The sequence below is a fragment of the Bacillus sp. MMSF_3328 genome (genome assembly GCF_030733525.1).
GTDB classification, from domain to species: domain Bacteria; phylum Bacillota; class Bacilli; order Bacillales; family Cytobacillaceae; genus Bacillus_AB; species Bacillus_AB infantis.
On the sequence record NZ_JASHIV010000013.1, the window covers coordinates 81,363 to 105,543 of the forward strand.

The 24,181-nt window shown below is 37.6% G+C and carries 25 protein-coding genes; 7 read left to right on the forward strand and 18 right to left on the reverse strand.

Annotated features, from left to right (window positions below):
• Nucleotides 1-192: 192 nt before the first annotated feature.
• The 17 genes from RBB45_RS18640 to RBB45_RS18720 form a co-directional block, all read right to left on the reverse strand.
• Complete coding sequence (locus RBB45_RS18640; protein ID WP_306010129.1) at nucleotides 193-678, reverse strand: peptidase M23; 486 nt, start codon at nucleotides 676-678, stop codon at nucleotides 193-195.
• Nucleotides 679-696: 18 nt separating this feature from the next.
• Nucleotides 697-1,077 carry a hypothetical protein gene (locus RBB45_RS18645; protein ID WP_306010130.1) on the reverse strand — a complete coding sequence of 127 codons (381 nt, stop codon included), beginning with the start codon at nucleotides 1,075-1,077 and terminating at the stop codon, nucleotides 697-699.
• A gap of 6 nt (nucleotides 1,078-1,083) precedes the next feature.
• The gene (locus RBB45_RS18650) at nucleotides 1,084-1,263 is read right to left on the reverse strand and encodes a hypothetical protein (RefSeq protein ID WP_306010131.1); all 180 of its coding nucleotides are present in this window, start codon (nucleotides 1,261-1,263) and stop codon (nucleotides 1,084-1,086) included.
• A 57-nt stretch (nucleotides 1,264-1,320) separates the two neighbouring features.
• Nucleotides 1,321-1,500, reverse strand: a complete 180-nt coding sequence (locus RBB45_RS18655) for a hypothetical protein (RefSeq protein ID WP_306010132.1) — start codon at nucleotides 1,498-1,500, stop codon at nucleotides 1,321-1,323.
• A gap of 53 nt (nucleotides 1,501-1,553) precedes the next feature.
• A complete protein-coding gene (locus tag RBB45_RS18660; RefSeq protein ID WP_306010133.1) occupies nucleotides 1,554-1,733 on the reverse strand; it encodes a hypothetical protein in 180 nt (59 codons plus the stop codon).
• Between the two features lie 214 nt (nucleotides 1,734-1,947).
• On the reverse strand, nucleotides 1,948-2,109 hold the full coding sequence (locus tag RBB45_RS18665; protein ID WP_306010134.1) for a hypothetical protein: 162 nt from the start codon (nucleotides 2,107-2,109) through the stop codon (nucleotides 1,948-1,950).
• 27 nt (nucleotides 2,110-2,136) lie between these two features.
• Entirely contained in the window at nucleotides 2,137-2,274 is a 138-nt protein-coding gene (locus RBB45_RS18670) for a hypothetical protein (protein ID WP_009790702.1), read from the reverse strand.
• Nucleotides 2,275-2,289: 15 nt separating this feature from the next.
• Nucleotides 2,290-3,198, reverse strand: coding sequence for a hypothetical protein (locus RBB45_RS18675; RefSeq protein ID WP_306010135.1), 909 nt, complete (start codon nucleotides 3,196-3,198; stop codon nucleotides 2,290-2,292).
• A gap of 11 nt (nucleotides 3,199-3,209) precedes the next feature.
• Nucleotides 3,210-4,208, reverse strand: a complete 999-nt coding sequence (locus tag RBB45_RS18680; protein WP_306010136.1) for a hypothetical protein — start codon at nucleotides 4,206-4,208, stop codon at nucleotides 3,210-3,212.
• A gap of 10 nt (nucleotides 4,209-4,218) precedes the next feature.
• Nucleotides 4,219-5,706: an ATPase, T2SS/T4P/T4SS family gene (locus tag RBB45_RS18685; RefSeq protein WP_306010137.1), complete on the reverse strand. Its 1,488-nt coding sequence runs from the start codon at nucleotides 5,704-5,706 to the stop codon at nucleotides 4,219-4,221.
• A 17-nt stretch (nucleotides 5,707-5,723) separates the two neighbouring features.
• On the reverse strand, nucleotides 5,724-6,935 hold the full coding sequence (locus RBB45_RS18690) for a P-loop NTPase family protein (RefSeq protein ID WP_306010138.1): 1,212 nt from the start codon (nucleotides 6,933-6,935) through the stop codon (nucleotides 5,724-5,726).
• Nucleotides 6,936-6,950: 15 nt separating this feature from the next.
• Nucleotides 6,951-7,931 (reverse strand): SAF domain-containing protein, encoded by a 981-nt coding sequence (locus tag RBB45_RS18695; RefSeq protein ID WP_306010139.1) that lies wholly within the window; start codon nucleotides 7,929-7,931, stop codon nucleotides 6,951-6,953.
• 45 nt (nucleotides 7,932-7,976) lie between these two features.
• The gene (locus tag RBB45_RS18700; RefSeq protein ID WP_306010140.1) at nucleotides 7,977-9,437 is read right to left on the reverse strand and encodes a hypothetical protein; all 1,461 of its coding nucleotides are present in this window, start codon (nucleotides 9,435-9,437) and stop codon (nucleotides 7,977-7,979) included.
• A 234-nt stretch (nucleotides 9,438-9,671) separates the two neighbouring features.
• Nucleotides 9,672-10,451 carry a replication-relaxation family protein gene (locus RBB45_RS18705; RefSeq protein WP_306010141.1) on the reverse strand — a complete coding sequence of 260 codons (780 nt, stop codon included), beginning with the start codon at nucleotides 10,449-10,451 and terminating at the stop codon, nucleotides 9,672-9,674.
• 194 nt (nucleotides 10,452-10,645) lie between these two features.
• Nucleotides 10,646-11,533 carry a 30S ribosomal protein S1 gene (locus RBB45_RS18710; RefSeq protein ID WP_306010142.1) on the reverse strand — a complete coding sequence of 296 codons (888 nt, stop codon included), beginning with the start codon at nucleotides 11,531-11,533 and terminating at the stop codon, nucleotides 10,646-10,648.
• Nucleotides 11,534-11,785: 252 nt separating this feature from the next.
• The gene (locus RBB45_RS18715; RefSeq protein WP_306010143.1) at nucleotides 11,786-14,437 is read right to left on the reverse strand and encodes a type IV secretory system conjugative DNA transfer family protein; all 2,652 of its coding nucleotides are present in this window, start codon (nucleotides 14,435-14,437) and stop codon (nucleotides 11,786-11,788) included.
• Nucleotides 14,430-15,722, reverse strand: a complete 1,293-nt coding sequence (locus RBB45_RS18720) for a replication-relaxation family protein (RefSeq protein WP_306010144.1) — start codon at nucleotides 15,720-15,722, stop codon at nucleotides 14,430-14,432. The genes RBB45_RS18715 and RBB45_RS18720 overlap by 8 nt, the downstream gene beginning before the upstream one ends.
• A 984-nt stretch (nucleotides 15,723-16,706) precedes the next feature.
• Here RBB45_RS18720 and RBB45_RS18725 point away from each other — a divergent pair.
• From RBB45_RS18725 to RBB45_RS18755, 7 genes are all read left to right on the forward strand, one after another.
• Nucleotides 16,707-17,075, forward strand: a complete 369-nt coding sequence (locus tag RBB45_RS18725) for a hypothetical protein (protein WP_306010145.1) — start codon at nucleotides 16,707-16,709, stop codon at nucleotides 17,073-17,075.
• Nucleotides 17,056-18,414, forward strand: coding sequence for an FtsZ/tubulin family protein (locus RBB45_RS18730; RefSeq protein WP_306010146.1), 1,359 nt, complete (start codon nucleotides 17,056-17,058; stop codon nucleotides 18,412-18,414). Before RBB45_RS18725 ends, RBB45_RS18730 begins: the two co-directional genes overlap by 20 nt.
• 399 nt (nucleotides 18,415-18,813) lie before the next feature.
• Nucleotides 18,814-19,782, forward strand: coding sequence for a hypothetical protein (locus RBB45_RS18735; RefSeq protein WP_306010147.1), 969 nt, complete (start codon nucleotides 18,814-18,816; stop codon nucleotides 19,780-19,782).
• Between the two features lie 365 nt (nucleotides 19,783-20,147).
• Nucleotides 20,148-21,014, forward strand: a complete 867-nt coding sequence (locus RBB45_RS18740; RefSeq protein WP_306010148.1) for a site-specific integrase — start codon at nucleotides 20,148-20,150, stop codon at nucleotides 21,012-21,014.
• Between the two features lie 105 nt (nucleotides 21,015-21,119).
• Entirely contained in the window at nucleotides 21,120-21,722 is a 603-nt protein-coding gene (locus RBB45_RS18745) for a hypothetical protein (protein ID WP_306010149.1), read from the forward strand.
• Nucleotides 21,712-22,437, forward strand: coding sequence for a hypothetical protein (locus tag RBB45_RS18750; protein WP_306010150.1), 726 nt, complete (start codon nucleotides 21,712-21,714; stop codon nucleotides 22,435-22,437). The genes RBB45_RS18745 and RBB45_RS18750 overlap by 11 nt, the downstream gene beginning before the upstream one ends.
• 1 nt (nucleotide 22,438) lies before the next feature.
• Nucleotides 22,439-23,275, forward strand: coding sequence for a hypothetical protein (locus RBB45_RS18755; RefSeq protein ID WP_306010151.1), 837 nt, complete (start codon nucleotides 22,439-22,441; stop codon nucleotides 23,273-23,275).
• Between the two features lie 60 nt (nucleotides 23,276-23,335).
• On the opposite strand, the gene RBB45_RS18760 is transcribed toward RBB45_RS18755, so the two are convergent.
• Nucleotides 23,336-24,172 carry a hypothetical protein gene (locus RBB45_RS18760; protein WP_306010152.1) on the reverse strand — a complete coding sequence of 279 codons (837 nt, stop codon included), beginning with the start codon at nucleotides 24,170-24,172 and terminating at the stop codon, nucleotides 23,336-23,338.
• Between the last annotated feature and the right edge of the window lie 9 nt (nucleotides 24,173-24,181).

Here is a 24,181-nt window from a genome sequence, read left to right on the forward strand (position 1 = left end):
TTATAATATAATGTTATATTTATTATAACCCTAAAGCGGGACTTTTTCAAGAGACAATATGGAAAAACCTAGATTAATAAGCATATAATTCTATCTTAACATTAATTAGATATTAAAATGGTGCCTCTAATAAAAGAAGCCTACTCGGCTTGGTATAGAAGGAACTATACAAGTCAGTAAGGCCATGACTGCTTAGGATTTGTACTCGTAGACAATAGCCTGACGAATAATTTTCTTTTCTCCTGTAAAATACCTCGGGCCAGTTGTTTCAAGAACCACCACGATTGCCGGCCCATCAACAACGTCTACGATGTCATATTGATCATTTATATAATTTGTAGGGAATTCAGGTGTATTGTTATCATCCAGGTAATCCACAAATTTAATCTGGACGGTATCTTGAAAAAAACTACCTGTTTTAGGTTGAAGGGAAGCATCTAATAGTAAGTTTTTTTTCAAACTTTCTTCTAAAACCCTCCTCGCTTCAGACTGATCAAAGACAATTTTCCCGTTCACCAATTCTTCGTTACTTATTTGTAGCCCGGCATCATGTGTAGCCAATTCCAGTGAATCTCTTAATCCTCTAGTAGCCGTTGAATCAAAGGTGAAATTCAGCTGCATAGTCATGATTCCTGCCCAAATTAAGCACAGATAGAAGGTTCGAAGACTTGTACCCATTATAACTTCCCTCCCTTCCTAAGAAACGTATTCACTCATTATTTCCGCTTTTCTAGTTATTTCGGTTGGACCCTGATTAAAAATATTCAAAATGAACATCGGGCCTCTAGGAACACTTATTTCTACCTCCAGGTACTCCCCTCGAGTTTGAGGGGAGGAATCCGGAGTCGTGATTTCTATAAGATTGCGATCAAACTTGTAGTCTTGCTCCAAGGTATCTTTCATGCCTTCAACAATCTCTTGTGTAAAATATCCTTCTATCGCTGCTTCCTTAAGCCCTTGCTGAAGGACTAGAGCCACGACTTCCCTATGCAGAGAGTCAAGGTAAACGAAAAAAGGGGTAAACATAATTGTGAGAGCTATAAAAAGAGTCATCCATTTAGCTAATACTGTACTCATTAGTCATTACCTTGCTGAACGCGGTGAGCCGGTTGTAGGCATTTCAACCCCTTCTATGGTCGATTTATAACCTCCCGCCCCCGTGATCTCACTATCTACCATTTTATATCCAACAAAAAATAGAAGAGCAGAAATAACGATAACGGTTAAAGCAATTTTCATAAATTGAGATATACTAGCATTCATTGATAAGCTTCCCCTTCCAAATAAATATTTATTTCAAAATAAACGCTGGGTTATTTTCTATCTGGCTGTACGAGGTGCAGATGTTGCAGGCATTTCAACGCCTTCTACAGTCGATTTATAACCGCCGGTTCCTGTAATTTCTGTATCAACCATTTGATAACCGACAAAAAATAAAAGAGCGGAAATAACAATAACAGTTAAAGCAATTTTCATAAATTGAGATATACTAGCATTCATTAATAAAACTTCCCTTCCAAATATATATTTTTGATTATCGCTGGGTTTAGTGTCTATCTGGTTGTACGAGGTGCATCGGTTGTAGGCATTTCCACGCCTTCAATTGTTTTTTGATAACCACCAGTTCCTGTGATCTCATCATCAACCATCTTATAACCAACAAAGAATAATAAAGCCGAAATAACAATTACAGTTAAAGCAATTTTCATAAATTGGGATATACTTGCATTCATTTATAATTTCTCCTCTCTGACTCACCTGATTAATGGTAAAACTTTGAACTTACTTTACTTTTATTTGGTAGTTTTCAATACTGTCGTGGACTTCTGTGTTAGTTTCTTTTAAAGATTGATAAACGAGGCCGATTACTAAGGTGGATAGCACAACCATTGTCATAGCAATTTTCATATAAGTGGCCAAAGTATTGCTCAATGGTATTCAGCTCCTCTAAGGTAAATTTGAGAGAATATCATTTTCTTTACTCTCGACATGTTCCTTGTATTTGTCACTTTCTGTGTCTAACAAGTTATAAGCGACAAAAAAGATTAATCCTGAAATAGTAACAGCTGTTAAAGCAAGTTTCATGAAGGTCGCTATGGTAGTATTCATACGACCAAACCTCCTTAAGTAGCGATATTAAATCATCCCTTGCATGATGACATTGATCTTATCAGCTATGTCGCCCATCACCCCCATTAATTTGTTCCAAAGGAGTGCGGAAATGATTACAGCGGTAGCAGCAAGCTTCATGAAAGTTGCTAAAGATTCATTCATTAATCATCAACTCCTTTATAACTTTGAGTCTTTCATGAGATAGGAAACCATGAAGATAATCACTACAACAAAGTTTAAAATGATTAACCCATGTGTAGCTTTGATCGGGAGCTTGGCCAGATCTACATACAGTTTTCTTTTCCTTCGGTAATTTTCAATCTGACTATTAATAAACATATCTTCCATCCCTTTAAGGGAAAGAATTATGGTATCCCGCTTGTTCTCATCGAACTTTTTTAAAACATTGGCTAAGCTTTTTGCTTCGTTGGTACCAATTTCCTTAGCAAAAATGTCTAAAGCATAATCAGGGCCATTATCGCTTGTCCAATTAGCCAGGAGCCTTGTAATGGTTCCATCCAGCTCTTTGAAATAGGGTTTTAGCGTCCGGATTAGAGAGTAAGCATTAATCCTCGTTTGCTGCATCATTTCTATTTCACTGAGCAGCATGTCATAAAGTGAAAAAAGCTCCGAATTCCGTTTAGCCTTTTTGTATTCAATCAATCTTTTAAGGATGAATCTTGTGAGCGAAAACGGAAATGCAGCGGATAGAAGTGTCATGACAGATACAATTATGGCAATGGATATCAGCGAAATAGTGCCTTTGGCCATATAGGGATAAGCAATATAGTTGATGAAAAGAAAGGCCAACAGGATCCAATATATGATTGTCCATCGTACTCCGGTAATCCCAAGCGGATAGCCGGACTCTTTAAATATTTCTTCAGCCTTTCCTGTTTCCGCCTGGACCTTTAATCTATTTTGTCGTTTGGCTATCTCTTCTTTAAATCGAAGTCTCAAATGCTGCTTTTCCACCCGGCTAGAAATGCCTGAATAAACCAGGTAACCTGAAACTAACGCAAGAATAATAGCGATGGATTTTATCAATATAGGCAGGAACTTATATAAAAACATGGTTTCGTTCAAGCTCTTTCCTCCTATAGGTCATTCTTTGGCTTTCGGATGATTAACCCAACTAACAGGGAAATGACCACCATAATAGTTGTAAGAATAAATAACATTAAAGTTGCTTTCTCTCCAAACTGTAAAGCCATCCAGCTTTGGGGCTTAGTCATGAACTTTGCTCCTATTAAAGAAATAGGAAATAAAATGACCGTTAAAGTTGCATCCACGAAAGCATCGTAAGAACTGGCCTTCTCTTGTTCAAGCATTTTTTGATTATTAATCATTTGATTCTGCAGCTGTATTAAGGCACTCATGACATTTTCCTGGTGAAGGTAAGACTTTAAAATAATGTTCCCCAGGCGCATGGACCAGGAGTTTCCACAGGTAAAGATAAATAAGTCTATACTGAGTCTCATCTCTTCTTCTGTACGCGCAGTCTGCAGATCACTGATCAACCGAACAAGGATACTTCTTAGCTCCTTTTCGGCTATGTGTGATTGAGTTACTTTTAAGGCTTGATACATGTCACTGCTGGAGGATCCATAAGCATGAATGATTAATTCCACAATCTCAGTTAATTGATTTCCTACGGCGTTCCGAGTATTCCGTAGCTGCACATGTAATATGATGTAGGGAATAATGGAAACAACGGTCCCGATAATTAGGCCGAGAAAAGCATCTTGATATTTTACAAGGATGAGCGAGAAAGTTAGGAACCCAATAAGAAGGGATAAGACAATAAATGTCGAGACTCCCATGGTCCATTTCTGGCTTTTTGTATCAGCTTTTTTAACTGAAGCGAGAAGAAAGTATATATGTCTGTACAAAGGAGATCGTTTATTTATTGGGACCTCCGTGGTAGCAATTTTTGCTTTTCTTACCTGTGAGCGGTACCGCGCCTGGTAAAGTCGTTCTCGTATAGGTACATTTAATATTTGGTAAACGGTCCAGGCTGTAATAGCAATAAGAAGAATATAAAAGGCGATATCAACAAATTTAAGAAATATGCTGCTCCTGAAAAATTCCGTCATATTAATATCCTCATACCAACGCAATGCCTTCATCAGTTAATGAGATATCTTGAAGCTTTTCCATAGGGGATACCTGTTCCCTTTGCTTAAGCAATCGCAATAAATTTTTGGTTTCCTCCAGATCCTCTTTTGCCATTAAATTGAGCAGCCTAGAACTGATTTTTGAAGAGTAATAGTATTTGTCATTGAGTTTGGAATATCTAATTAAATCCTGGGTGTAATGCCTTCTCTGCTGGTTATCCCAGATAACCTCTGTTACGCCTACAACCCTTTTCTTGCTGCGGTCCCGCTCTGTATCCATAGTAATAATGATGTCTATATTCCTTGCGATCCGTTCAACCTCTACTTCAAACCGGCGGGTTGGAAACTCATCTAGGGTCAAACGGGCCAATTGTTCAACGACCTGTTCAACATCTGTAAGGTGGAAAGTGGACAAGCTGCCTCTTTCTCCCCGCTCAGTCGACTGGAGATATGCTTCAATCTCAAGAGACCGGATTTCTCCAACCACTACAAAATCATGCTCCATTCTCAAAAGTCGAGGAATGGCTTTATGTAAGTCCCCTTCTTTGGCTTGGATCTCAAAGAATAACCGATTAGGAAAGTGCTTGCTAAGTGCAACTTCAAAGTGTTTTTCCAGTACAGCTCCTACAAAGCTGTCATCTCTTTCTCCTATAAGGGTTGTCATAAAAGTAGACTTAGCAGACCGTACACGTCCAGCTACGATCATATTGGCCATAGTACGAGCCAGTGCTTGAAAAATAGGAATATCCTCTTGCGGTATAGTTCCGCGGGACGCCTGATCATGTAAGCTATACTTATTTACAATGAACCGGCGAATCATAATGTAATTTTCTCTGGACCGCGGAGGCTGGATCATTGTTATCCTGGAGCCGTCCTCTCTTTCAATTTCCAGTTCTGGTGATTCACGATTAATGACTGAGTCAGGCCGGCGAATAACAAAAGCTCGTTTAATGCGTTCGACCACGGTTAGCGACTCAAACTCTTCTTCCTGCTTAACAAATTGCCCATCGATATCAATCCACAGTTGAGTTCCGCGGATACAGCAGGCTTCAGACTCTGGGTACCTCTCCCATTTTGCAAGGACACTCAATCCCCAAATTTCGTGAAAAATGGCTTCTGATAAGGAATTAAAAAAACTTGGATAATCCTTGGATGTAATATTTTTGGTCCTAAGTACTTTCTCAATTTCCGCTAGAAAGTATTCGATTGCAACTTTGTCTCCTATAATGGCCTGGTGCTGGCGCTCTAACCATTCAGAGTTAGTCCCGCTGCTTGCTTCAGAACTTACATCAATAATTCTGTCTAAACTTTCTTTGACAATTTTGCAGAGTTCTTTAAATTGCTTTTTCTTTTCATAGCTGTAGTCTTCAATAAAAGGCTTTTTAATACCCCGATCCTTACTTTCTTCAGCCATCCATTTAGCCACATCAAATGGATTTTCGCTTACATTTTCAGTTCTCATTAATTTCGTCATCATTTCACCCCCTATGATTGTCAATTAACCGCTTTTTTCTTCCGAAAGAAGCCCAAGAATCCACGTTGCTGAAACTCGTTTTCTAAGTCTGTTCTATATGTCAGATTTGCTCGTGTAATGATGGAATTTAAGATGGTTCTCAATGAAAAAGGATATTCCTTATTATTTGTAACAGTGTGAAGTAGCCTTTTTTGAGCGATTGCTGTTTGGCCATATACATTTTCATCTGGGATAGTGGCTAATAGGTTCATATCAAGCTCTTCAGAGATGGCCTTTTCTGTAATTAACGTCATGTCTGGAACGAATCTATTCAGGATGAGCAGGTATTCGTCTGCCTTTCCTCCAATAGGTTCTAACAGCTGGTGAAAGATGTGAGGCCAATACCCTCTAAAACCTTTAGGCTCCTGGGTTGTAACAAGGAATTTCAAATCAGATTGTTTATAGGCTTGAGCAAAAGCGGCGTTATCAAAGTGTGTACCGGCATCGATCAGTATGACATCAAATACTTTCTTAGCTGTGTCTAGAAGGGTGCTGATTTCTTCGGTTTGATAATACCGCTGCAGCTTAATGTCACGGTTACCGGCCAGATGATAGAAAGAATTAGGATAATGGTGAACTGCCATCTGCAGCTTCTCTTCTGTTATTCCGCCTGTTTTAAGTTCAATCTTTATATCACTGAGATACTTGCCTTCATAGGGCAAGAAATAATCAGCGGGGTCCCAGGGGTTTAAAGAGAGCACTAACACTTTTTCATTTACTTGTTGGGCAAGGAGATCTGCAACATTTAAGACAGTTGTGGAAACACCTGCTCCACTATGCGTTCCAAAAAAGCTAATAATACGATTTTTGTAGACACTTTCCTTTGCAAATAAATGCTTTTCTACTTCCTCTTCTATTTGCTTTTCAGATAGGAATTCAGATAAAAGAACAATTTGATGAGCGGCGCAGATCATTTGAAGATTTTTCATTTGCTGCTCATTAGTAACTTGATAAAACTGATAAAATACAGGTATTTCTGGATACAGCTTACGCAGCTCTTTTAGTTCCGACTGTGGGAAGCATTTACCGTCAATCACAATGGCCTTACAAGAAATGTTTGGCTCTAATCTTGGCATCTGGACAAGCAGCGTAACTTTAGAAATGGCTTGTAAGCTTTCTTTTAAATATGTGTTGTCAGAAATCAGGTATATCTCAAAATTTGTTCCTACTTCGTCAAATAAAGTTCTAGCCAAAGTAACCCTCCGTTCCTAGTTGTAAGAAATATAAAGCCTGTAACCTTGTTCCATATATTTTTTCATTTGACGGTATTCATCTTCCGTTAGAATTACCTCTAAGTCAGTTACCGGGCCGGTTGATGTTAGTCGCTTTTCCTCGGTGCTGTTTTCACCGTTTTGAATCTCATTTCCAGCGCCGTCTTTTACATAAATGATTGGAATATCTACTAATAGCGGAATGTCCCCAAATTCAATAAGATTTTTCCACTCATCTTCCGTAAGGTTTAAATCATTCATGATGCGATTGCGGTAAGCTTCTTGTTCACTTCCGGGAATTTCTTCACCTTTGATGGTGGATTCCACCTTGGAAAACAACTCTTCTGTTTTCTCTAAGGTAGCTGCTACATCTTCTAAGCTTTCACTATCGCTTGGTACTTCCACCTGTTTTTGTTCAGCTATATCAATGCGCTCTTTTTTATATTTTTCATTTTCAAGTTCCCTCTCTGCATTGGCTTCCTCAAGTTTTGCTTTCTGCTCGGGGGATAGACCTTGGTAATTTACATTTACAGAAGGTTTTGCAGTGTCTCCCTCTGGTCTAAATAAATAGAAGTCAATATGGTCTTTACGTCGTATGGTAGAAGGGCTCGCATAGATCCAGGAAGCCGGGATTGGGCGAATAGCCTCCCCCTTTTCTGGGTCTGGGGTAAAAGGAATAAATTCTACATCTCTCTCAGAAAGAATAGAATTCCCATAAAGCTTTTGTTTCGCTTCGTAGCCAACAACATCGTCCATTTTATAAACCGTTCCCTCAACTAGGGTTGCGCGATTTCTCTGTTCCATCATCAGTAAATCTTTTGTTATAACCTGGTTCTTTTCAATCACAACACCAGGTCGAACGATTGCTACTTCTACACTGTCGATTTTGTCTTTGATGACCGTATCCCACACGATGATAAAGGCTATTACAAATACGGATAATAAAACCCCTAGAGTAATTTTCAACCAAGGTTTCATGGTCCTCCTCCTTTTATAAGGTTCTTAGATGATAGATGATTTTTGTTACTTTCCTACTTTTATCTTGGGTAACCAGTTCTTTATATGAAGATTGGCTTTCTTTTGCCCGGTTAATGTCTCATCAGGGAAGAGATGCTGCATTAACCCACCAAAGACATCATGCTGCACCCTAACTGCTTCCCTCCCTTTCCATGAAAAGGTGGCCTTTAAATGGGATTCGAAAATCCAATCCTGGTTGATAACAGGAATAGACACATACTTATCAGGGGGGAAAGCGTCAGCTGCAGCTTCTACATAACGATTAGCTATAAGGGTGGTCCGCTCGTCTGTAATGATTTTATGGATCCAATTGAAATCTGGAGAGATTTGGTTTTGTTCAAACCACTCCATGTTTGAGATATCACAGTCCATAACAACCAATACATGAGAGGCAATGGAAAGCAATTCATCATAAATAGGCCGCTGACGATCTGCTCCAATATCAACGATGAGGATAGGCGTATCTCCTGCACTCAGAAACAGTCGGAGGAACTTCTCAATGGAGATATCTTTTTCCTCATAAGGCATTTCTAGAATTGGATTTAGAGCTTGAATTTGTACCCCTTCTACTGTCCACTTTCGGTCAATATCTATATTCGCGTTAGGTTGGCTCGTATATAAGCTTTTAAAGTTAGGAACTAACAAATGGCCACCAAATCGATCGTATGTATAGGGACGTTTAAAAGGATTCTCGAAGTAAGTGATTCCTATTTTTCTCTCAGCAATCTGATAGGCCAGCTGGTGTGATACAAAAGTAGAGCCGGATCTTTCAAACGGACTGATAACAACTACAATTTTTCGATCAATTGCTTTTGCGATTTTCTCTGTCCTAATCTTGCTGGGCTTATGAACATGTATATGGAATTCCGGCTTCGGCAATTTTAATGAAGGAAGTTCTACCTTCTTTCTAGACTTGCTAGTGGGTATATCAATAGGCTTTGCTGGTTGAGTGGCATGTTCAGTAAACTCGGTTATTTCATCCTCTATTCCACTTTTCTCCGCTTGCTCTTCCAGATACTCCAAATTAGCCAAATCAATATCCGTAACTCCTATTTTTGCAACGTTTGAAAATTTCGGGGGCTCTAATATTTGATTAATTAAAAGCTGTGTAGGAATGCTCCTGGTATAAAAAATATCTAAAACATTCCTAGCAACCAATGAGCCTAGTAAAGGATCCGTTCGCTCTCTTTCACAGATATAAACAATCCGCAGCGAGTCATTGTATTGGAACCTCCACTGTTCAATCATTCTTAGTATTTCCTGGTCGCGGTCTCTAAGTTCTTCATGATCGCTTTCTAGATAGGAGTCATGAAGAAATATGATGGCCGGCTTCTCATATTGAATGACTTCCTCTAGAAACCGGCGATGAAATACCTCTTGCTCAATAACATCAAACCCGCTACTGACCAAATGATTCCTAAGAATAGAAGTCATATTCGGTTCTCCAACAGCAAGCAGCACGCGCACTCTTTTCACGCCTTTCTAATACAAACAAAAAATACCCCACGAATAAAAGATAGATGGCTTTAATGCCTATCTTTCATTCGTGGGGTATTCCCATATATAAGTAGATTAAGTTTTAGTTTAGGGACTAGGGAAAAGAAGTTTCCGCTTCTCCCCCTAGTTCTCTTCTCGAAGGTAAAAACCTTGAGAAAAGGTGTTTATCTTAAACTATCATATGTTGAAAATACTGTCAATTGGTTATGGATTTGATTTTTGAAGGAAAGGTAATCGAATTCTTTTCATTTCGCCATTGTCGAATGTCAGGAATGCCTCAGACATACCTTTTGATTCATTGATCCATTCATCTACAACCACCCATATTTGAAACGGAAAGCGATGTAATCCAATCTCTTCATGAATGAATTTGGCCATACTTGCTGATGAAGTATATAAGCAAACTACCTGGACTGCAGCTCTCCCAAACCCATCAACCTGCAGAAACTGATCTCTTTCATACAGATAGCGATACTGTTCAAGCTTCGAGCGGAAGTACCCTACAAAATTTTGAGCCATTTGTGGCCTTTCCAGAATGAATTGTAATTCCCCTTTAGCGGTTTCTAGTTTTGCGACAGCTTGCGGCTTCATATATTTCGAGCTTCCACCAATATAAGGATTCCACTTCCAACCTCTAAGGACTCTTGCTTCGACCAATAAACACCTAAGTTCATTTACAGCGACATACCTTTGAATGGAGAGCGGCTGCTCACTCCAAATTTCAGGATTTTTAAAGTTATCTTTTGGATATAAGTGCTTCATCAGCTTGTATCCAGCAATTCCTAACGTAAATGGAGCTGGAGGCTTGATCGTCTCTTCTCCATCCTCTTCAATAAAAGCTAATCGACATTTATGCCGTTCTACAAACCCGTATTTTCTTAATCGCTTTAGGATACTACTTGTTTGAGAGAAGCTTTGCTTTTTGGATAGGTAGCGGCGCAGCTGGTTCTCATTTGCACACATCGCATCTCCAATGACTTTCATTACTGTTAAGGCCTCTTCATTTAACCTTCCCTGTTGAACCATCTCTAAGCCTTGCTCGACACGTGTGATAGCAAAATAATTATCGGGAAGCGTCACACGTGACTTGAAATTGGGGTGGTCCCAAAAGGAGATAGAGTTATCTTCCCTGGGAAACAGCTGGATAGCGGATGTTAGCACATCTTCAGATTGAACCATTACTCAAATAAAAACGAGCCGAGATCTTTTCTTTTACGCTTCCCTCGTGGGTAATCAATAATCATTAGCTTACCCTTTCGTTCTTCTGCATTTATGGAACGGACCCGACATGTAACAATATCCCCGATTGATGGTTCTTCCAGGCTACGAACCTTTCCAGCCTTTAGTACCACCCCATTCTCCACTTCTACGAACAAACCATGGATTGGATGCACCTCTGATACCTTCCCTGCGATGAGCTGATCTTTTCTTAAAGTAAGAATAAAATCATATGGATCCGGAAGCGCCATTTTACGGGATACTCTTAACAATCGTTGCTCAGTATCAAGTAGTTCAATCTTTACCTGAATGGTTTCCCCCACTTGAGCATCTACAACGTCTCTTTCATACCAGGACCATTCACGACGATACATATAGGCATCTTGGCCATTTAGGCGGACATAGATGATACCTTTTTGTTGGTTGTATCCAGAGACAACCGCGTCGAATACTTCTTTCTGCAGCTGGCCTTCTTCTTCGAGCATACTAAGTTCATCCCAGAAGGAGTCACGAATCCGTGCAGCTGCTCTTTTTTCCGAAAGTAAGGCAATTTGGTGTTCCAGATTCAAATCGGTTATAACGAATTGTTGGGTTGTACCAATAAACCTGGTTAATGACTTATACTCTCTTTCGCGGAATTCAGACGTTACACAATATCCTGTAATTCCAGCGGGCAGCTGAACAATTAACGTTTCTTCTTCTACATGAGATTTGTTGCCATCCTCTCTTACTACAGGGAGCTTCATGTTCATGGAACTCCGGATGACCCCACTCACAATTTCCTGGTTACGAAACTTTTCCGCTAATATCTCTAAAGAATCTTGATCACTCCATGATTTCACAACCATGCTATTCACCCTTTCTTTGACTTCCTTGTATTTGGATTATTATTCATGAGAACGCGGTACATCTTTTCATAAATGGTTTGATTGGCGCCAAACTTTAATAAAAAAACACCCCTCAATAACCAACTTGAAAAGTCAGCTAATTGAGGGGTGTTCCCTATTGTTAATATTTAGTTTTAGTTCCATGAATTACTTACATTGTACAAACCGTTACATGGGATTGCAAGATTTTTTTAGCCGGCAGGTCTATGAACATCACATTTCCTCATAAAGTGACTTGGTTAGGTCGGCAGCAAACTTATTTTCTTCCTCGCTTGGTATGCTCGGCTGGTAATCTTGTTTATCATCGAATGCCGGTTCAGAAACCTTCTCACTTTCTGGTGGAGAATCATGAATAGAAGAATCAGTTGTTTCCTCTTCATCTTCACTAGCTGCCAGAGTGGCCTGTGAGTGATTGGAATCTGGCATTTCCCAATCAAGGATCTCTTCCTCGACAGCAGCTGGCTCTTTCTCAATAGGTTCCTCACTTTTTTTATATGAGGGAGCGGGAGGAACATATACAGTATAATTCACTGAATTTCTCGGACGTGGTTCCGCTTTGACAGAGAGCGCCTTCTCCATTGATTCACTATCCAAGGAAAATGCATTCTGGCTTTCAATTTCGTAGGTTTCAGCGTTCGCCCTTTCTGTTTCCTCAATGCTCTGTACATTTTCATTTTCTATCTCATCTAGTGTGTTATCTGTATTCTTTGACTGGAGGTAAGCCTTTCGACTATTGAGCCACATTAGTAAACTTTCCTCATCTACCTGGAACTTTGCTTGTTTAAATTCCTCTTTGGGAACAAAGTTTGCTTTAATCTGGACAACTGGCATTGGTTTGTTGTTGGAAACAATTTTTACTGCACATTGAAAAGCTTCCTGGAACATGATTTCACCGCTTGTCATGGCCTGCTCTCTTACCTTTTGGAATGAAGAGCTTGTCCGAGATCCTGGGTCCTGTTGAAGAGGCGATACGGTCATTTCACTTTGCCCTTCTCCATAGACAAATTTTTCTCCAAACAGTTCAGAGAAATATTTAGCATCAAAAGCAGGTACATCCCCGTAAACCAAACGGTTCCTCATTGTACCGATTAAGGTGGTCATATAATATTCACCGAATTGATCAGCTAATTGAGCAATCGTCTGCTTTAACGTAGTGATAATCACCTTATATTTCCGTGATTGAGCGGGAAACTCTCTGAACGCGTTATACAGATAGTCCGGTGCCTCGTCCACCAAGATATGGTGGAAGGATGAAACCATTGGAGGTCTCCGAAATGCTGCATTCTGTAAATTCATTAAAACAATTTTCCCTAATACCCTGGCTAAGTTCACCAGTTCCCCTTTTGCGGTATTCACCAAAAGGACCCCGCCAACTTCCATGTGCCTGTCAAAGTCAAAATCACTCTTTCCAAATAGGACCCTTCGGATTAATGGATTAGCGCCGATATCATTTAGAATGTTCCTTAAACCTTGGACGTGCTCTGCTTTGGCATCAACATAGAGGATTTCTCCTTTACTATCTCTTTCAGAGTGCCCCAGTTTAGAAACTTTCGGGATCAGATTAAGATCAAACCACTCATCAATTCCTTGCACGATTTTCCAATAGTTGCGCTCATCTCTATCTTCAATCTGATCAATTTGCTGTGGCAGCGTTCGTTTTAATTTGACGTGCATTTTATGAACGGTCTGAGGATTGTTGTACATGTCCAGCAGCATATCAAAAGTAACCTCTTGGTCCGGGTCATGTAACTTTAATAAGTATATATAATGCTTCAGGTGATTCCTTTGAGCCTGTTCAAAAAAGAAGTTTCCCCCATCCTTTGAATCATTTAAGCCGGCTATAACCTGGGCAAAGACCTCAGCGGTTTTATCTACTGGCCCTCTCATAGGATTAATACTGGGAGTATTCGGATCGAGAGGATTTATATAAGTAATAGCATCATCTGGAATACCATGAGCTTTTACCAGCTGGTATGCTTTTTGGCACAAATCATTGGATGGTTCAATAATGGAAATACCGCTTAAGTATCTCCCTCCCACATCTTCTGTTCGAAAATCCTCTCTTTGGGATAATTCAGGATAATCATTTATGTATCGTGTCATATGATGCAAATCCTGATTAATCATAGGGAGAGCCTCTGCAGCGGTTTTACCAGTACCTATACTTCCAATTATCATGGTATTTAACGTTCTATCTCTGCCAGGAAGAACCAACATCTCTCCTGTCTCTGTATTCTCGCCCAGCTCAATATCTGGCCATAACTTTTTTTGTTCCAGTTTCGAAAATCTTTGCAGCCACTTCCCAGTCCATAAAAAGTCAAAGAAAGCCGTATTTAGTTCTTTATCAAACTGAATATACTTGTTCATTAAAAACAGGGAGATAAAAAACATGACAATCATGGGGATGAGAAGAATTAAAAGATAGAACCCATGAGTCTGTTGAAAAACAATAGATTCAAAAAATCCATCTGTTTCTATTACATTGGTCAACCTTTCCTCAAAGAATGGAATTACATTTACTTTTACTTTGCCCATTCCATAAGCAGCTAGATTTCCCCAAACAGTTAAAATTGCAATCAGAAAAAAGGATACCTTTATAAATTTACTCTGATAGAAAGTGATTCTGGTACTCACAAGCCAAGTCATTATGACCAATATACTGACTAGAATCATATACACAGGACCTATACTCAAATCTTTGCCGAGAAACCCGTTTCCAAATATGATCTCCCGATTATATATTTGAGTGGCTATTAGTGAGTATATGGTTGACCATGCACGAATCAGAAAATAAACGGAAGCAAGAACGAAAAGAGTTGTCATCGTTAAAGGCAACCGTTGCTTCCAAATGGGTTGCTCATTCAAATCTATTCCACTCCCTTCTAAACTGAGAAATAGGTTTTAACATTTCGGGATAGCTGCCAATCTGATCCTCAGAAAGACTCCAAGTATCTCGGAATGTATACCAGCTATTTTCCCAAAAGACCCCATGTACCTCTGAACTCATAAAATCCTTATCCTTATAGACCATAATCAATTCATCTAGACGTTGGCCGTGTATCAGTGTTCCTTTTGTCCGATGATGATTGTATCGAATCCTTTGATAAGTTTGGACATTCCCCTCTTCAGCATAAATTAAGGCAATATAGCGTGTTCTTGTTGCTTCATTTAATTGAAGTGTGAAATCTGCCTCTAATTCTCTTACACGGTCAGACCCATAAGCTGTTTCTTTTGCTAAATCTTGAATCTCGAATTTACCTTTAGTACGGCCTTTTAATTGTTCAATCCATTCATCAATGACATAGCCTCTAAATTCTTGTGATAATGGTTCACTTCTCTTAAGAATTCGCACAATGAGCTCCGGGGTTCTTTCCGCAGTAATGACATAGATAGAAAAGTTCTTTGGCCAGTTTTGACAGGGTGGCATATTTTCTTTTAAAGATGCTATGCGTTTAGAACGGTCAGAAGTGAATGATTTGCTGACAGTCTCGTCCATGACAGAAAAAACAAGGATTACATTCTCATTAACTGTCTCTGCAAAATGGATGTACCTATCAACTTTAGAGGATATTACTTCTAAAGTTTGCCGCCCAGAATCCACTTCTAGATAAACGGTTCGATTTCTTCTTTTAAAAACCCAATCAGATATTAGAACATTCCCATTATTATTAAGCTCCGGATCATCGATTCCTCTAGTATGTTCAAGTGCTAAATCTTCTGACAGTCCGAGAACTTTTGTCTGGTTAGCAAGGTGCGACGCAGCCAGCGTATGAGACTTAGGAATCTTAAGATAAAAAATTTGTTGATAGAGCCTTTCAGCATCATCACGGGAAATATAATTCGCTTTGTGCAGCGCTTCTAATCCCCTTTTTCCTATTTTGTAATAATAGGTTTTTAAATTAGTAGGGCTCACTCTTTCTTCCATTCGCAATAATATGCCGGCACTCACAAGTCGGCCCAACCTTTTTGCAATGGATTTGGTGTGCGGAGCATTTCGGAAGACATTCCGAAAGAAATCGTAAACATCTTTTACCTGCAGTGTTCGATGGATTGTGAGTTCATGTAAAAATAGTATTTCTTCCTGTTTTAAGACGATCCTTTTGCCATTTGTTCCGAGCGGGACTGTTATAGTATTTGTTCCAGCGGTCATATCACCATTCCTTTCAAAAAAAAAACACCCCGTCCACGTGACGAATACCACCTTAAGGTGTACGTCATGAATGGACAGGGTGCTCCTGGTCATTTGTATTTAATTCGTAAAAAGTATAGCAGAATACAGGTGTTAATACTAATAAATTTCTAAAAATAGAGCGAAAAATAGTCCATTACCTTATGTACGTGACATGTCCTACAGAATTATTAATTAAGCAATAAAATTTATTGTGAAAATCAGTTTATAAAGGAGTTGACGATATTACTATTGTAGGACTTTATTGGGTACTTTAAATCTTGTTATATCGCTAAGGAAATATACTACTCTAGGTAGAACCTTCAGAGTAGTAGACTTTTAAGGTCTCTAAAGTATACTACTCTGACTTTCACAATTCCTCTTGATTCTTTGCTTAATATTTGTACCAGGCTACTCATGGATTTAGTTCAGGTTTTTGAGCACTTAAAAACAACAATAGGTATTGTTTATGTCTTTTTACCAAATAATTATTAATAAATCATTTCAAATAATTATTAATAAAGTATCTAGTTATGCTATTTAGGATTATTGAAGATGATTGGAATAGGCCCTGGGGCTGCTGCCATTTTAGATCGTTGCAGCGGAAGCAGAAAACCCCTTTGGTTAACGGGCCCTTAAAATTAATGTAGTAATTCAATTATTAATTAATGGCGATTATTAATTACCAATTAGTATCTAATCTTTATTGTGACATTATGCTGCAGGAACTAATTGTAAAATCACTATAATAGTTATTATACCAATGGTTTCTTTTGTGCAGCACAATTGTGTTACACAATGAATCACTATTGAGATTTCCACTCAATTTAATAGTTAAAATAACAAATATTATAAGAGATACTGATAATAATTGCTTTATTTTACCGGTTTTTCTATAATGATTAATAAGTAAGCACAATAGTGCTGCATAAGGAATCATTAAAATAATGGGAGGTGAGAGGGAAATTGGAAAAACCTGAAGTAACTTCCGAAAGATATATTGATCTCGATGAAGTTATTTACGACGAGTACACATTGAGATTTTTAAGAAAGAAACTTGATGAATTTGCTTTAGAAATTTTACGCCAAGTAGCACTAGAAAATAAGCAGCATAGAGGACTGGCGAAAACGAGACTCGAAGATTATCGGAAAAAACGTCCTAAGTATGATGATACTTTCCTTATACTTGAAGCTCAGGGGTTTATTGAGACAAAGAAGGATGGCACATCTAATCCTTATTACATAACCATTCGAGGACGACAATTAATTAAATTGCTTACAGAAGAGAAGAAACTAAAAAAAGAGGTGCTAAATTATGAACATATCACTGAATAACAATGGCAATTTAGGAGCACTTAAAGCTTTATTGTCTCCTCATGTATTTTCTAATGAGGTTAGCAAAGAATTATCCAGATTTCCTTCTCAAACAATTATTGGTTTAGGCCAAGGTGGTGGACGAATTGCAGCTGAGTTAGCCAGGTTTGGTTTTCCAACCTATTTACTCAACTCCTCTAAATCAGATATGGAGGAACATCGAAACTTAATCTCAGAAGAGAGACGGATCGTGACCAAAAGTGAAGAGTTCCCTGAATTAGAAGGAACAGATAAAAATGCCCAGTTAGGCTACCAGATTGCAGTTGAAAATAAAGAAATCTATAAGAAGGTTGCATTAAGCGAGGATGTACAAAACGCAGAGTTTGTTTGGGTGACGGTTTCATTAGGAGGAGGTACAGGTAACGGTGCCTTAAAGGTAGCACTTACCTACTTATCACAAGTCCGTGCCCACCATGCATTACCTGGGGGGAAAATCCCACTAGGAGTAATCTGTTCGTTACCTTCCTCAGAAGAAAGGGGTTCTTCATTTAGACAGAATGCCCTTGCTGGAATCGCACTCATTCAACAGTTTATGAATGAAAACAAAATGGGTAATGCATTGGTTATTGATAATGAGAAGATGAAGGATTATTATGCTAACAATCCTTTGAAAACTTATGGCGGACACGAAATTGACGCTAAATCTTATAGTAATATGGTAGTGGCCAGTATTTTAGCTGAGGTTTCCACACTGCCTTTACTTGAGGGGCGTTCCGTTTTTGATAAAACAGAATTACTAACTACTCTTTCTACCCCAGGTTGGTTATCTATTTCAAAAAATACTGAAGTAGGTTCAGATGACAATCTGGAAAATAAAATTCATACGCTATATAAGAACAATGAAGTATTAGCTGATTATGAAGTAAACAATGCTTTGGCCGGTGCCATAGCAGTAATGTATCCTTCATCAAAAAATATATCCCCAAGGATTGCGGATGATGTTTACAAGTATTCTTCAGAGCTACTAGAAAGTAAAGTAAACTTATCTATTAGTACAAATAGTAAGGTTAATTCACTTACATTATATGGTCTATCTGTTCTTCCTGCTCCTTCAACCAGGGTCCATCAACTTAGAGAAGAAAAAGATCAATGGATCAAGATTGAAAATGAACAAGAAGAAGCAAAGAAACGCGCTGCAGCTACTTTAAATCTTAATGAATTTGATGATTTCTTTTCTGCAGGTAATAAAGTTTCAAGAAATAAGGGTACACTAAGTACCCTGGACGATGATTTCGGACCAAATAATCAAGAGGAAAAGAAATTAGTCACTGAATTAGATGATTTGGATCTAGATTTTTAATTACTCCCCCTTTAAGGGGGGCTTTTTTTTGTTGAAATCATTGGCAATAGAATCAATAACTTAGTGTTATCAAGGGATAGAGCATACATAAAGAAAAATCTATAATGCTAATCAGAACTTATACATTTATCTAGAATAATCCACAATAAATAAATAATAATTAATAAATACATGAGTGATTCAAATAAATTTGAAATTGATTACAATTATTGTAGTCATAATGTAATTGATTTCAAATTATTAATAATAAATAGCAAATCTAACAATAATAATTTTTCAAATCATCCACAATAAAAGTCAATAAATGTTGATATCGCTTGATTAATGGGGATTTATTAAGTATTATTGCAATAAGCAGTAACCTTGTTATAACAAGATTTATTAAAGGGGGAGAGTTCTTTGGAGGTCTCCGAAAAGATTGAACAATACAAAGAATTATTCATAAGTGATCCTCTGTATGAGGAAATCCGGCAAAGAGATTTAGAAGAAGAACTGTTTAAACCCTGCAAATTATTTGAACGTGTTATCTTCAAATCCACTTATTCAACAAAACAAGCAGCTGATTTACTGGAGATTCCAGGTAAAGAGCAAACATTGCTTAACTTCCTTAATCGCAATGATCTTAACGATTATATTGACATTGAGAGGCAAGGAAGTAGGGGTTTTTACAGATATAACTACATAACTTTATTTCAATTTAAGATGATCTTATTGCTTTCTGACCATCAACTATTACCCTCAGAAATTGCTGGTTTAATTGGTTCTCATGCTATCTTTTCTGAGCCCCGCAAAGTAAAGAGAAATAGCAATAGCAATGTAACCCAGTTGGCGCCAGAAAGGAATTTTGAAAACTTAATTCAACAAAGTAATTATCGTTTACTCTATAAGTTGGCCAAAAGAGACCTTGAGTTATGGGCTTCTGAGATGAGATTGATCACAAACCAAATTGAGAATATAGAATTAAATATTTCTATGTATGAAATGATTATCGAGGATATGTCTCACAGAGATACCGCATTAGCGAATAGCACTAGCAATGAAAATAAATCCTTTTGGTCCAAGCTTTTCGGTTCAAAAACAGATAACAACCCTGCGCCGCCTGCCCGGGACATGACAAAATTCCTTACTATGCTAGAAGATTTAAAGAAAAAGCATGAACGACTAATTAAAGAGAGAGCGGAACATGATGAGAAGAAACCTGAGTTAATTGAAGCTGAGCAAGAAGCAAGAAAAGTGCTATCAAATTTACAAGATCCTGCAGCTGCACCTCAACAGTTAATACACTCTAACCAAGAAAATCTAAGGTACAACATAATCGACTCAATAAATAGCAGTTCGAATGATGCGACGGAGGGTGAAAACCTATGATAACTAGTAAGCAAGTAAATCTAGCCGGTTGGGTTTTTATTGGATTGGCTGCAATCAATACGATTGTTTTTGCCGCGATACAAATTATTAAATAAGCTGTGATTTTAGCCTGGTGATCTAATCATCGGGCTTTTTTATATATGAAGTGGTTTTTGATTTTCTTTTTTACTTAAATCCCTTGCCGGCCATTTGTTTTTATAAACACAACCCTTATGTAGTTTTTTACATAAGGGTTGTATTTATAAAAACATTAAAAACCCGCCATTAAAATGAAAATATACCTATTTCAATTGTTTCCTTTAACCAGATAATGAGAAAAAAGAAAAGTATGGTACAATCGAGAAGAAAAAAAGGGAGGGAATTTTATGCCATATGGTTACGAGGAGTATAGGCTCTCTAAAGGGATTAGTCCCAATACAACCTATGTTGAGGTTAGATTAATAAAGAGTTTACTAGCATTCGTTAATCATAAATATAAAAGATCAGTGGAACCACGTGAAATCCTTCCTAGAGATATTAAAGAATTCCTTCTTGAGCAAAAAGCCCAGGGTTTGAAAGACAGTACAATTCTAAGAAAAATTGGTACGATCGCTAACTGGTATGATTACATGTGGAAAATAGGGAAAATTGAAATTGACTTTATGACTAAATTTTCCTTTCCAGAGAAGTTAGAAAGAAACGTAGAAGTAATTAATCTAAATTATAAGTATTTGCTAAAGAAGAAAAATGAAATCTTAGACTCCACCAGCTTGCTTCTGTATGCAAAAATGCTCTATATCCTATATTTGAGAGGGTTTAGAGTTAGAGATATTGTAAGAATTCAATTAGTTCACATAGAGGATAAAGGTGATTCCATTATTCTTCAGATACCTAAAAATAACGGCTGTACCCAGAAAGCAGTATTCTCTGACAAAGAGATACCAATAATATTAGAGTGTATTGAAAGATCTATCTTTAGAGGGACAGAATATTTACTTTCCTCTAAAAAGGGGAATAAGTATGTACCCCTTCAATTAGGCTCGTTAAAGGATTATTTGAATTCTATAAAAGAAATAATAGGGTTTTCATTTAGATCTGAGCAAGTAAGATTGGCGTATGCCCATTATTTATATACTTACGAGAATAAGAGAGTCGAAGACTTACAGGAAATATTGGGTATGCCGATTTCTTCAGCTTCGATTACTCTAAAAGAGGCTCTTGAACGTGTTAAACAAGTAGAATATAATAATTAGAAGAATATTATATAAGCGGAAATGGGAATACCCCACAGTTATCAAAGACCTTTCTTTGTTTAACTGTGGGGTTTTTAGTTTTTTATAATTAGAGAGGTGGTCATTATGACAGATAAAGAAAGAGAGCGATTGGAAGATATGATTATCGCGATACTCCTTTCACAGCCAAAAATACGACATGAAAAAAACGGCAGGAGCTTGTTTTTTAAATTGGATCAACGAAAAATAGTGATTTTTTTAGACTACCTGCAGCGTTTTAATATAAAGTCTCAATTTAATTTTGATTACGACTCTATGGAAGGCCAAATTTTCCCCTCAGTTATGCTTGAAAATGTGCTACGAAAATGGGTTTGCCATGAGCACATCCAGGTAGTGGATCCAATCTCTTTACGATTGAATGCCTATTATATATGGATTGGCCTATTTGCAAAGAAAACGCTTAATAGCGTTGCCATTCCGACTGATTTAGATATTGGTTTGCAGCATACTTTATCAAGACTATTCAGGGAACAATTTGAAACCGATTTAATTCCTGGTAACCTGATGCAGATTAAACCTTTTCGAAGGGTTATGCTAACCGCCATTAAAACAAATAGACCAATGGAAGAAAGCATGGAGTTAAGTTATCTGCTGCCGCATAAAGAAAAAGATGAAATAAAAACACTAGTAGCAGAATGGGAAGAGGAAAGGTCCAATTATGCCTTTTAAATCAAAGTTCTTAATCTGTATCTGCTTATTACATTCAACTCTATATTTAACTGCCTGCATGTCATCTCATATTGAAGAAGAGATCCAAAAGACTGAAACAGAAAAATCAGCATCCCATGATCAAGCAAAAGAAAAGGAGTCTTCACAGGACAAGGTAGAACTTTCTCCTGAACAAAAAAAGTCTTTGGAGGCTTTAGAAAAAAAGGATCTTGAAGAATCCTTATTTGAGAATGATTTAGATTTACGTAAAGAATTAGATAAAAACGTACCAGATGCCAAGCCTTCATTTACTGACCCTGAAGAATTTAGTCAGTATATCAGTTATGTATTTTTCGCTTACTATAAGGGGGATATGAAGCCAGAAGAATTTGCAAACCAATTTTTAAAATATGCTCACCCAGAATACATAGAACAGCTTCCTAATAATCGTGAAAATCAGATTGAGACCTTTAAAGTCCTTCAAGAAACTTATTTAGATCAGTTGCACTCAAGTATCAAAAACTACGTCATTACAGATATTGATTATCAAGAGCGGGTAGGGGAAGCAGCATTCTACCGTAAATTCATCTTGGAAAACGGAGAAGAAATGTATTCTATCACTATTTTGAAGCAGCAAGAGGATAAGACATGGAGATTGCTTGAAGATAGTCCCGCTCCACCATACGAAGTTGCTCCATTAATGGAGAAACAACAAAATAAAGCTGAGGAGAGATAACATGAATAGTTTTGACGAATTTCAGAGTCAAGTATGGAATCATTTAAAGCGGCAATTTGATCAGGACCCCGAATTTGTTGAAGAATTAGAATCACTAATTCATTTCTATGGACGTAAATTCCTATTGAAAGCTTCAGACCAGGAACAAAGAAACCTTATTGAATCTAAATTACCTGAATTGGTTAAAAGTCAATTCTTCCAGGGCTTTTACATCATGAGATCTATATTACTTGATGAAGAAACACATTTACCGGAAGATGTTTGGACTTCCCCTTTAGGAATAGTAAGAAATGAGATTCCTTTATTATTTGATAGTATTTTTAAAAACAACAATGACTGGATCCAAACAGAAATGGGCCAAACAATTGGAATGCAGCTGATACAAGGTTTTGATGGAGTGTACGATCTTATTCAACAAATGAGAAGGGATATATCGTTATTTGGAGCATATAAGGCCTTTATAGAAGATAGCCGATATAAACCAAATACCTCTCCAGAGAAGCTGCTATTGGGCGAACCATTTGATTTATGTTTCTTAAACCCTCAGGTCTACATGAAAACACAATTTCTAACAAGTGAGCAGGAAATATGGGATTTATATTTTTGGTCCTCCATGAATCATAGTGAAGGATGGGTCGGTTCTCTTCAGCTATCGAAGATTCCACTTGATGGCCAAGAAATGTACCTTCTTCAATTCTTAGCAGGTGAATCCCTTATCCTGGATGAAGTATATGAAATTCTAAATAAAGTAATTGGCCAGTTACCTTCTCAAGTAAAAGGGATGCTTCAAACAAGATTATGTCACGTAAAAGAGATGAATGTCCTAATTCCAAACTAGGATAGATAAATGCAAAAAAGACGGGCAGAAAGCTCGTCTTTTTTTATGTAGTCCATAATATTAAATTTCTAAGAACTCGTGAAAAATGTTTGCTCCTTGGCTATTGGTAATAGGATTAGGGATATTCATAGATGTAGTAGAGTAAATTAGGATCGGTAGACCGTCTGGATTTTTTACCGGCTTATACTTATAAAACCGCTGGCTTACGCCGCCTTTTGGACCAGTCAACTCCTGGTACCCAACCTTCGTAAAGAGCGACGGATAATGGTCTAAAATAGCGGCCCACGGCATCCCTATACCTAATATATGTTTAACAAGTTTTTTAGAAGCAATGTCCTCTAAGGCATTAATGGATCGGATTGTACTTGGCAGGTTATATAACTTATTTTGATCTTCTTTCGAAAATCCGCCAAATTTATCTGAATGAAAAGGAAAAAATTCTATAGTATGGAGAAACTCTATATCTTCTCCCAATAATCTTCGTACTTGATTTAATTTTTTTCCGCGCCAGTGTTTGTTTCGACCTCCATATTGCACATCATACTCGCGTTCCTTTTGGTGGAATATTTCCTTTGACCATTTCCCTGTATGACGCTCATATATTTGGTAATTGTGAAGAGCTATAGACTCTTCAAGGGTTTCTGCAGGAAAATGTTCTGCTACATTGATATTTGAGATAGGACCAGGATTTATTAAAGGCATTAGAATATCTTTGCTCATATCCTCATTCAAGTAACCATAGAACGGTTGAGGATAATAGTTTAATCTAAAATAATTTCGAACTTTCTTTGAAATACCCCTAAAATCATTATTATCTACTTCAAAAGGAGCTGATAAATCTTGCTTCTTGAATTCATCTTCCCAATACCTATACAAATCAGTGACTCCAGAAACCATAAATACACC

Coding starts and splice junctions, on each gene's coding strand:
- RBB45_RS18640 (WP_306010129.1), bottom strand. CDS start 678: ATGGGTACAAGTCTTCGAACCTTCTATCTGTGCTTAATTTGGGCAGGA.
- RBB45_RS18760 (WP_306010152.1), bottom strand. CDS start 24,172: ATGGTTTCTGGAGTCACTGATTTGTATAGGTATTGGGAAGATGAATTC.
- RBB45_RS18750 (WP_306010150.1), top strand. CDS start 21,712: ATGCCTTTTAAATCAAAGTTCTTAATCTGTATCTGCTTATTACATTCA.
- RBB45_RS18685 (WP_306010137.1), bottom strand. CDS start 5,706: ATGATGACGAAATTAATGAGAACTGAAAATGTAAGCGAAAATCCATTT.
- RBB45_RS18705 (WP_306010141.1), bottom strand. CDS start 10,451: ATGAAAGTCATTGGAGATGCGATGTGTGCAAATGAGAACCAGCTGCGC.
- RBB45_RS18710 (WP_306010142.1), bottom strand. CDS start 11,533: ATGGTTGTGAAATCATGGAGTGATCAAGATTCTTTAGAGATATTAGCG.
- RBB45_RS18670 (WP_009790702.1), bottom strand. CDS start 2,274: ATGAATGAATCTTTAGCAACTTTCATGAAGCTTGCTGCTACCGCTGTA.
- RBB45_RS18680 (WP_306010136.1), bottom strand. CDS start 4,208: ATGACGGAATTTTTCAGGAGCAGCATATTTCTTAAATTTGTTGATATC.
- RBB45_RS18660 (WP_306010133.1), bottom strand. CDS start 1,733: ATGAATGCAAGTATATCCCAATTTATGAAAATTGCTTTAACTGTAATT.
- RBB45_RS18755 (WP_306010151.1), top strand. CDS start 22,439: ATGAATAGTTTTGACGAATTTCAGAGTCAAGTATGGAATCATTTAAAG.
- RBB45_RS18650 (WP_306010131.1), bottom strand. CDS start 1,263: ATGAATGCTAGTATATCTCAATTTATGAAAATTGCTTTAACCGTTATC.
- RBB45_RS18730 (WP_306010146.1), top strand. CDS start 17,056: ATGAACATATCACTGAATAACAATGGCAATTTAGGAGCACTTAAAGCT.
- RBB45_RS18645 (WP_306010130.1), bottom strand. CDS start 1,077: ATGAGTACAGTATTAGCTAAATGGATGACTCTTTTTATAGCTCTCACA.
- RBB45_RS18655 (WP_306010132.1), bottom strand. CDS start 1,500: ATGAATGCTAGTATATCTCAATTTATGAAAATTGCTTTAACTGTTATT.
- RBB45_RS18695 (WP_306010139.1), bottom strand. CDS start 7,931: ATGAAACCTTGGTTGAAAATTACTCTAGGGGTTTTATTATCCGTATTT.
- RBB45_RS18745 (WP_306010149.1), top strand. CDS start 21,120: ATGACAGATAAAGAAAGAGAGCGATTGGAAGATATGATTATCGCGATA.
- RBB45_RS18740 (WP_306010148.1), top strand. CDS start 20,148: ATGCCATATGGTTACGAGGAGTATAGGCTCTCTAAAGGGATTAGTCCC.
- RBB45_RS18720 (WP_306010144.1), bottom strand. CDS start 15,722: ATGACCGCTGGAACAAATACTATAACAGTCCCGCTCGGAACAAATGGC.
- RBB45_RS18665 (WP_306010134.1), bottom strand. CDS start 2,109: ATGAATACTACCATAGCGACCTTCATGAAACTTGCTTTAACAGCTGTT.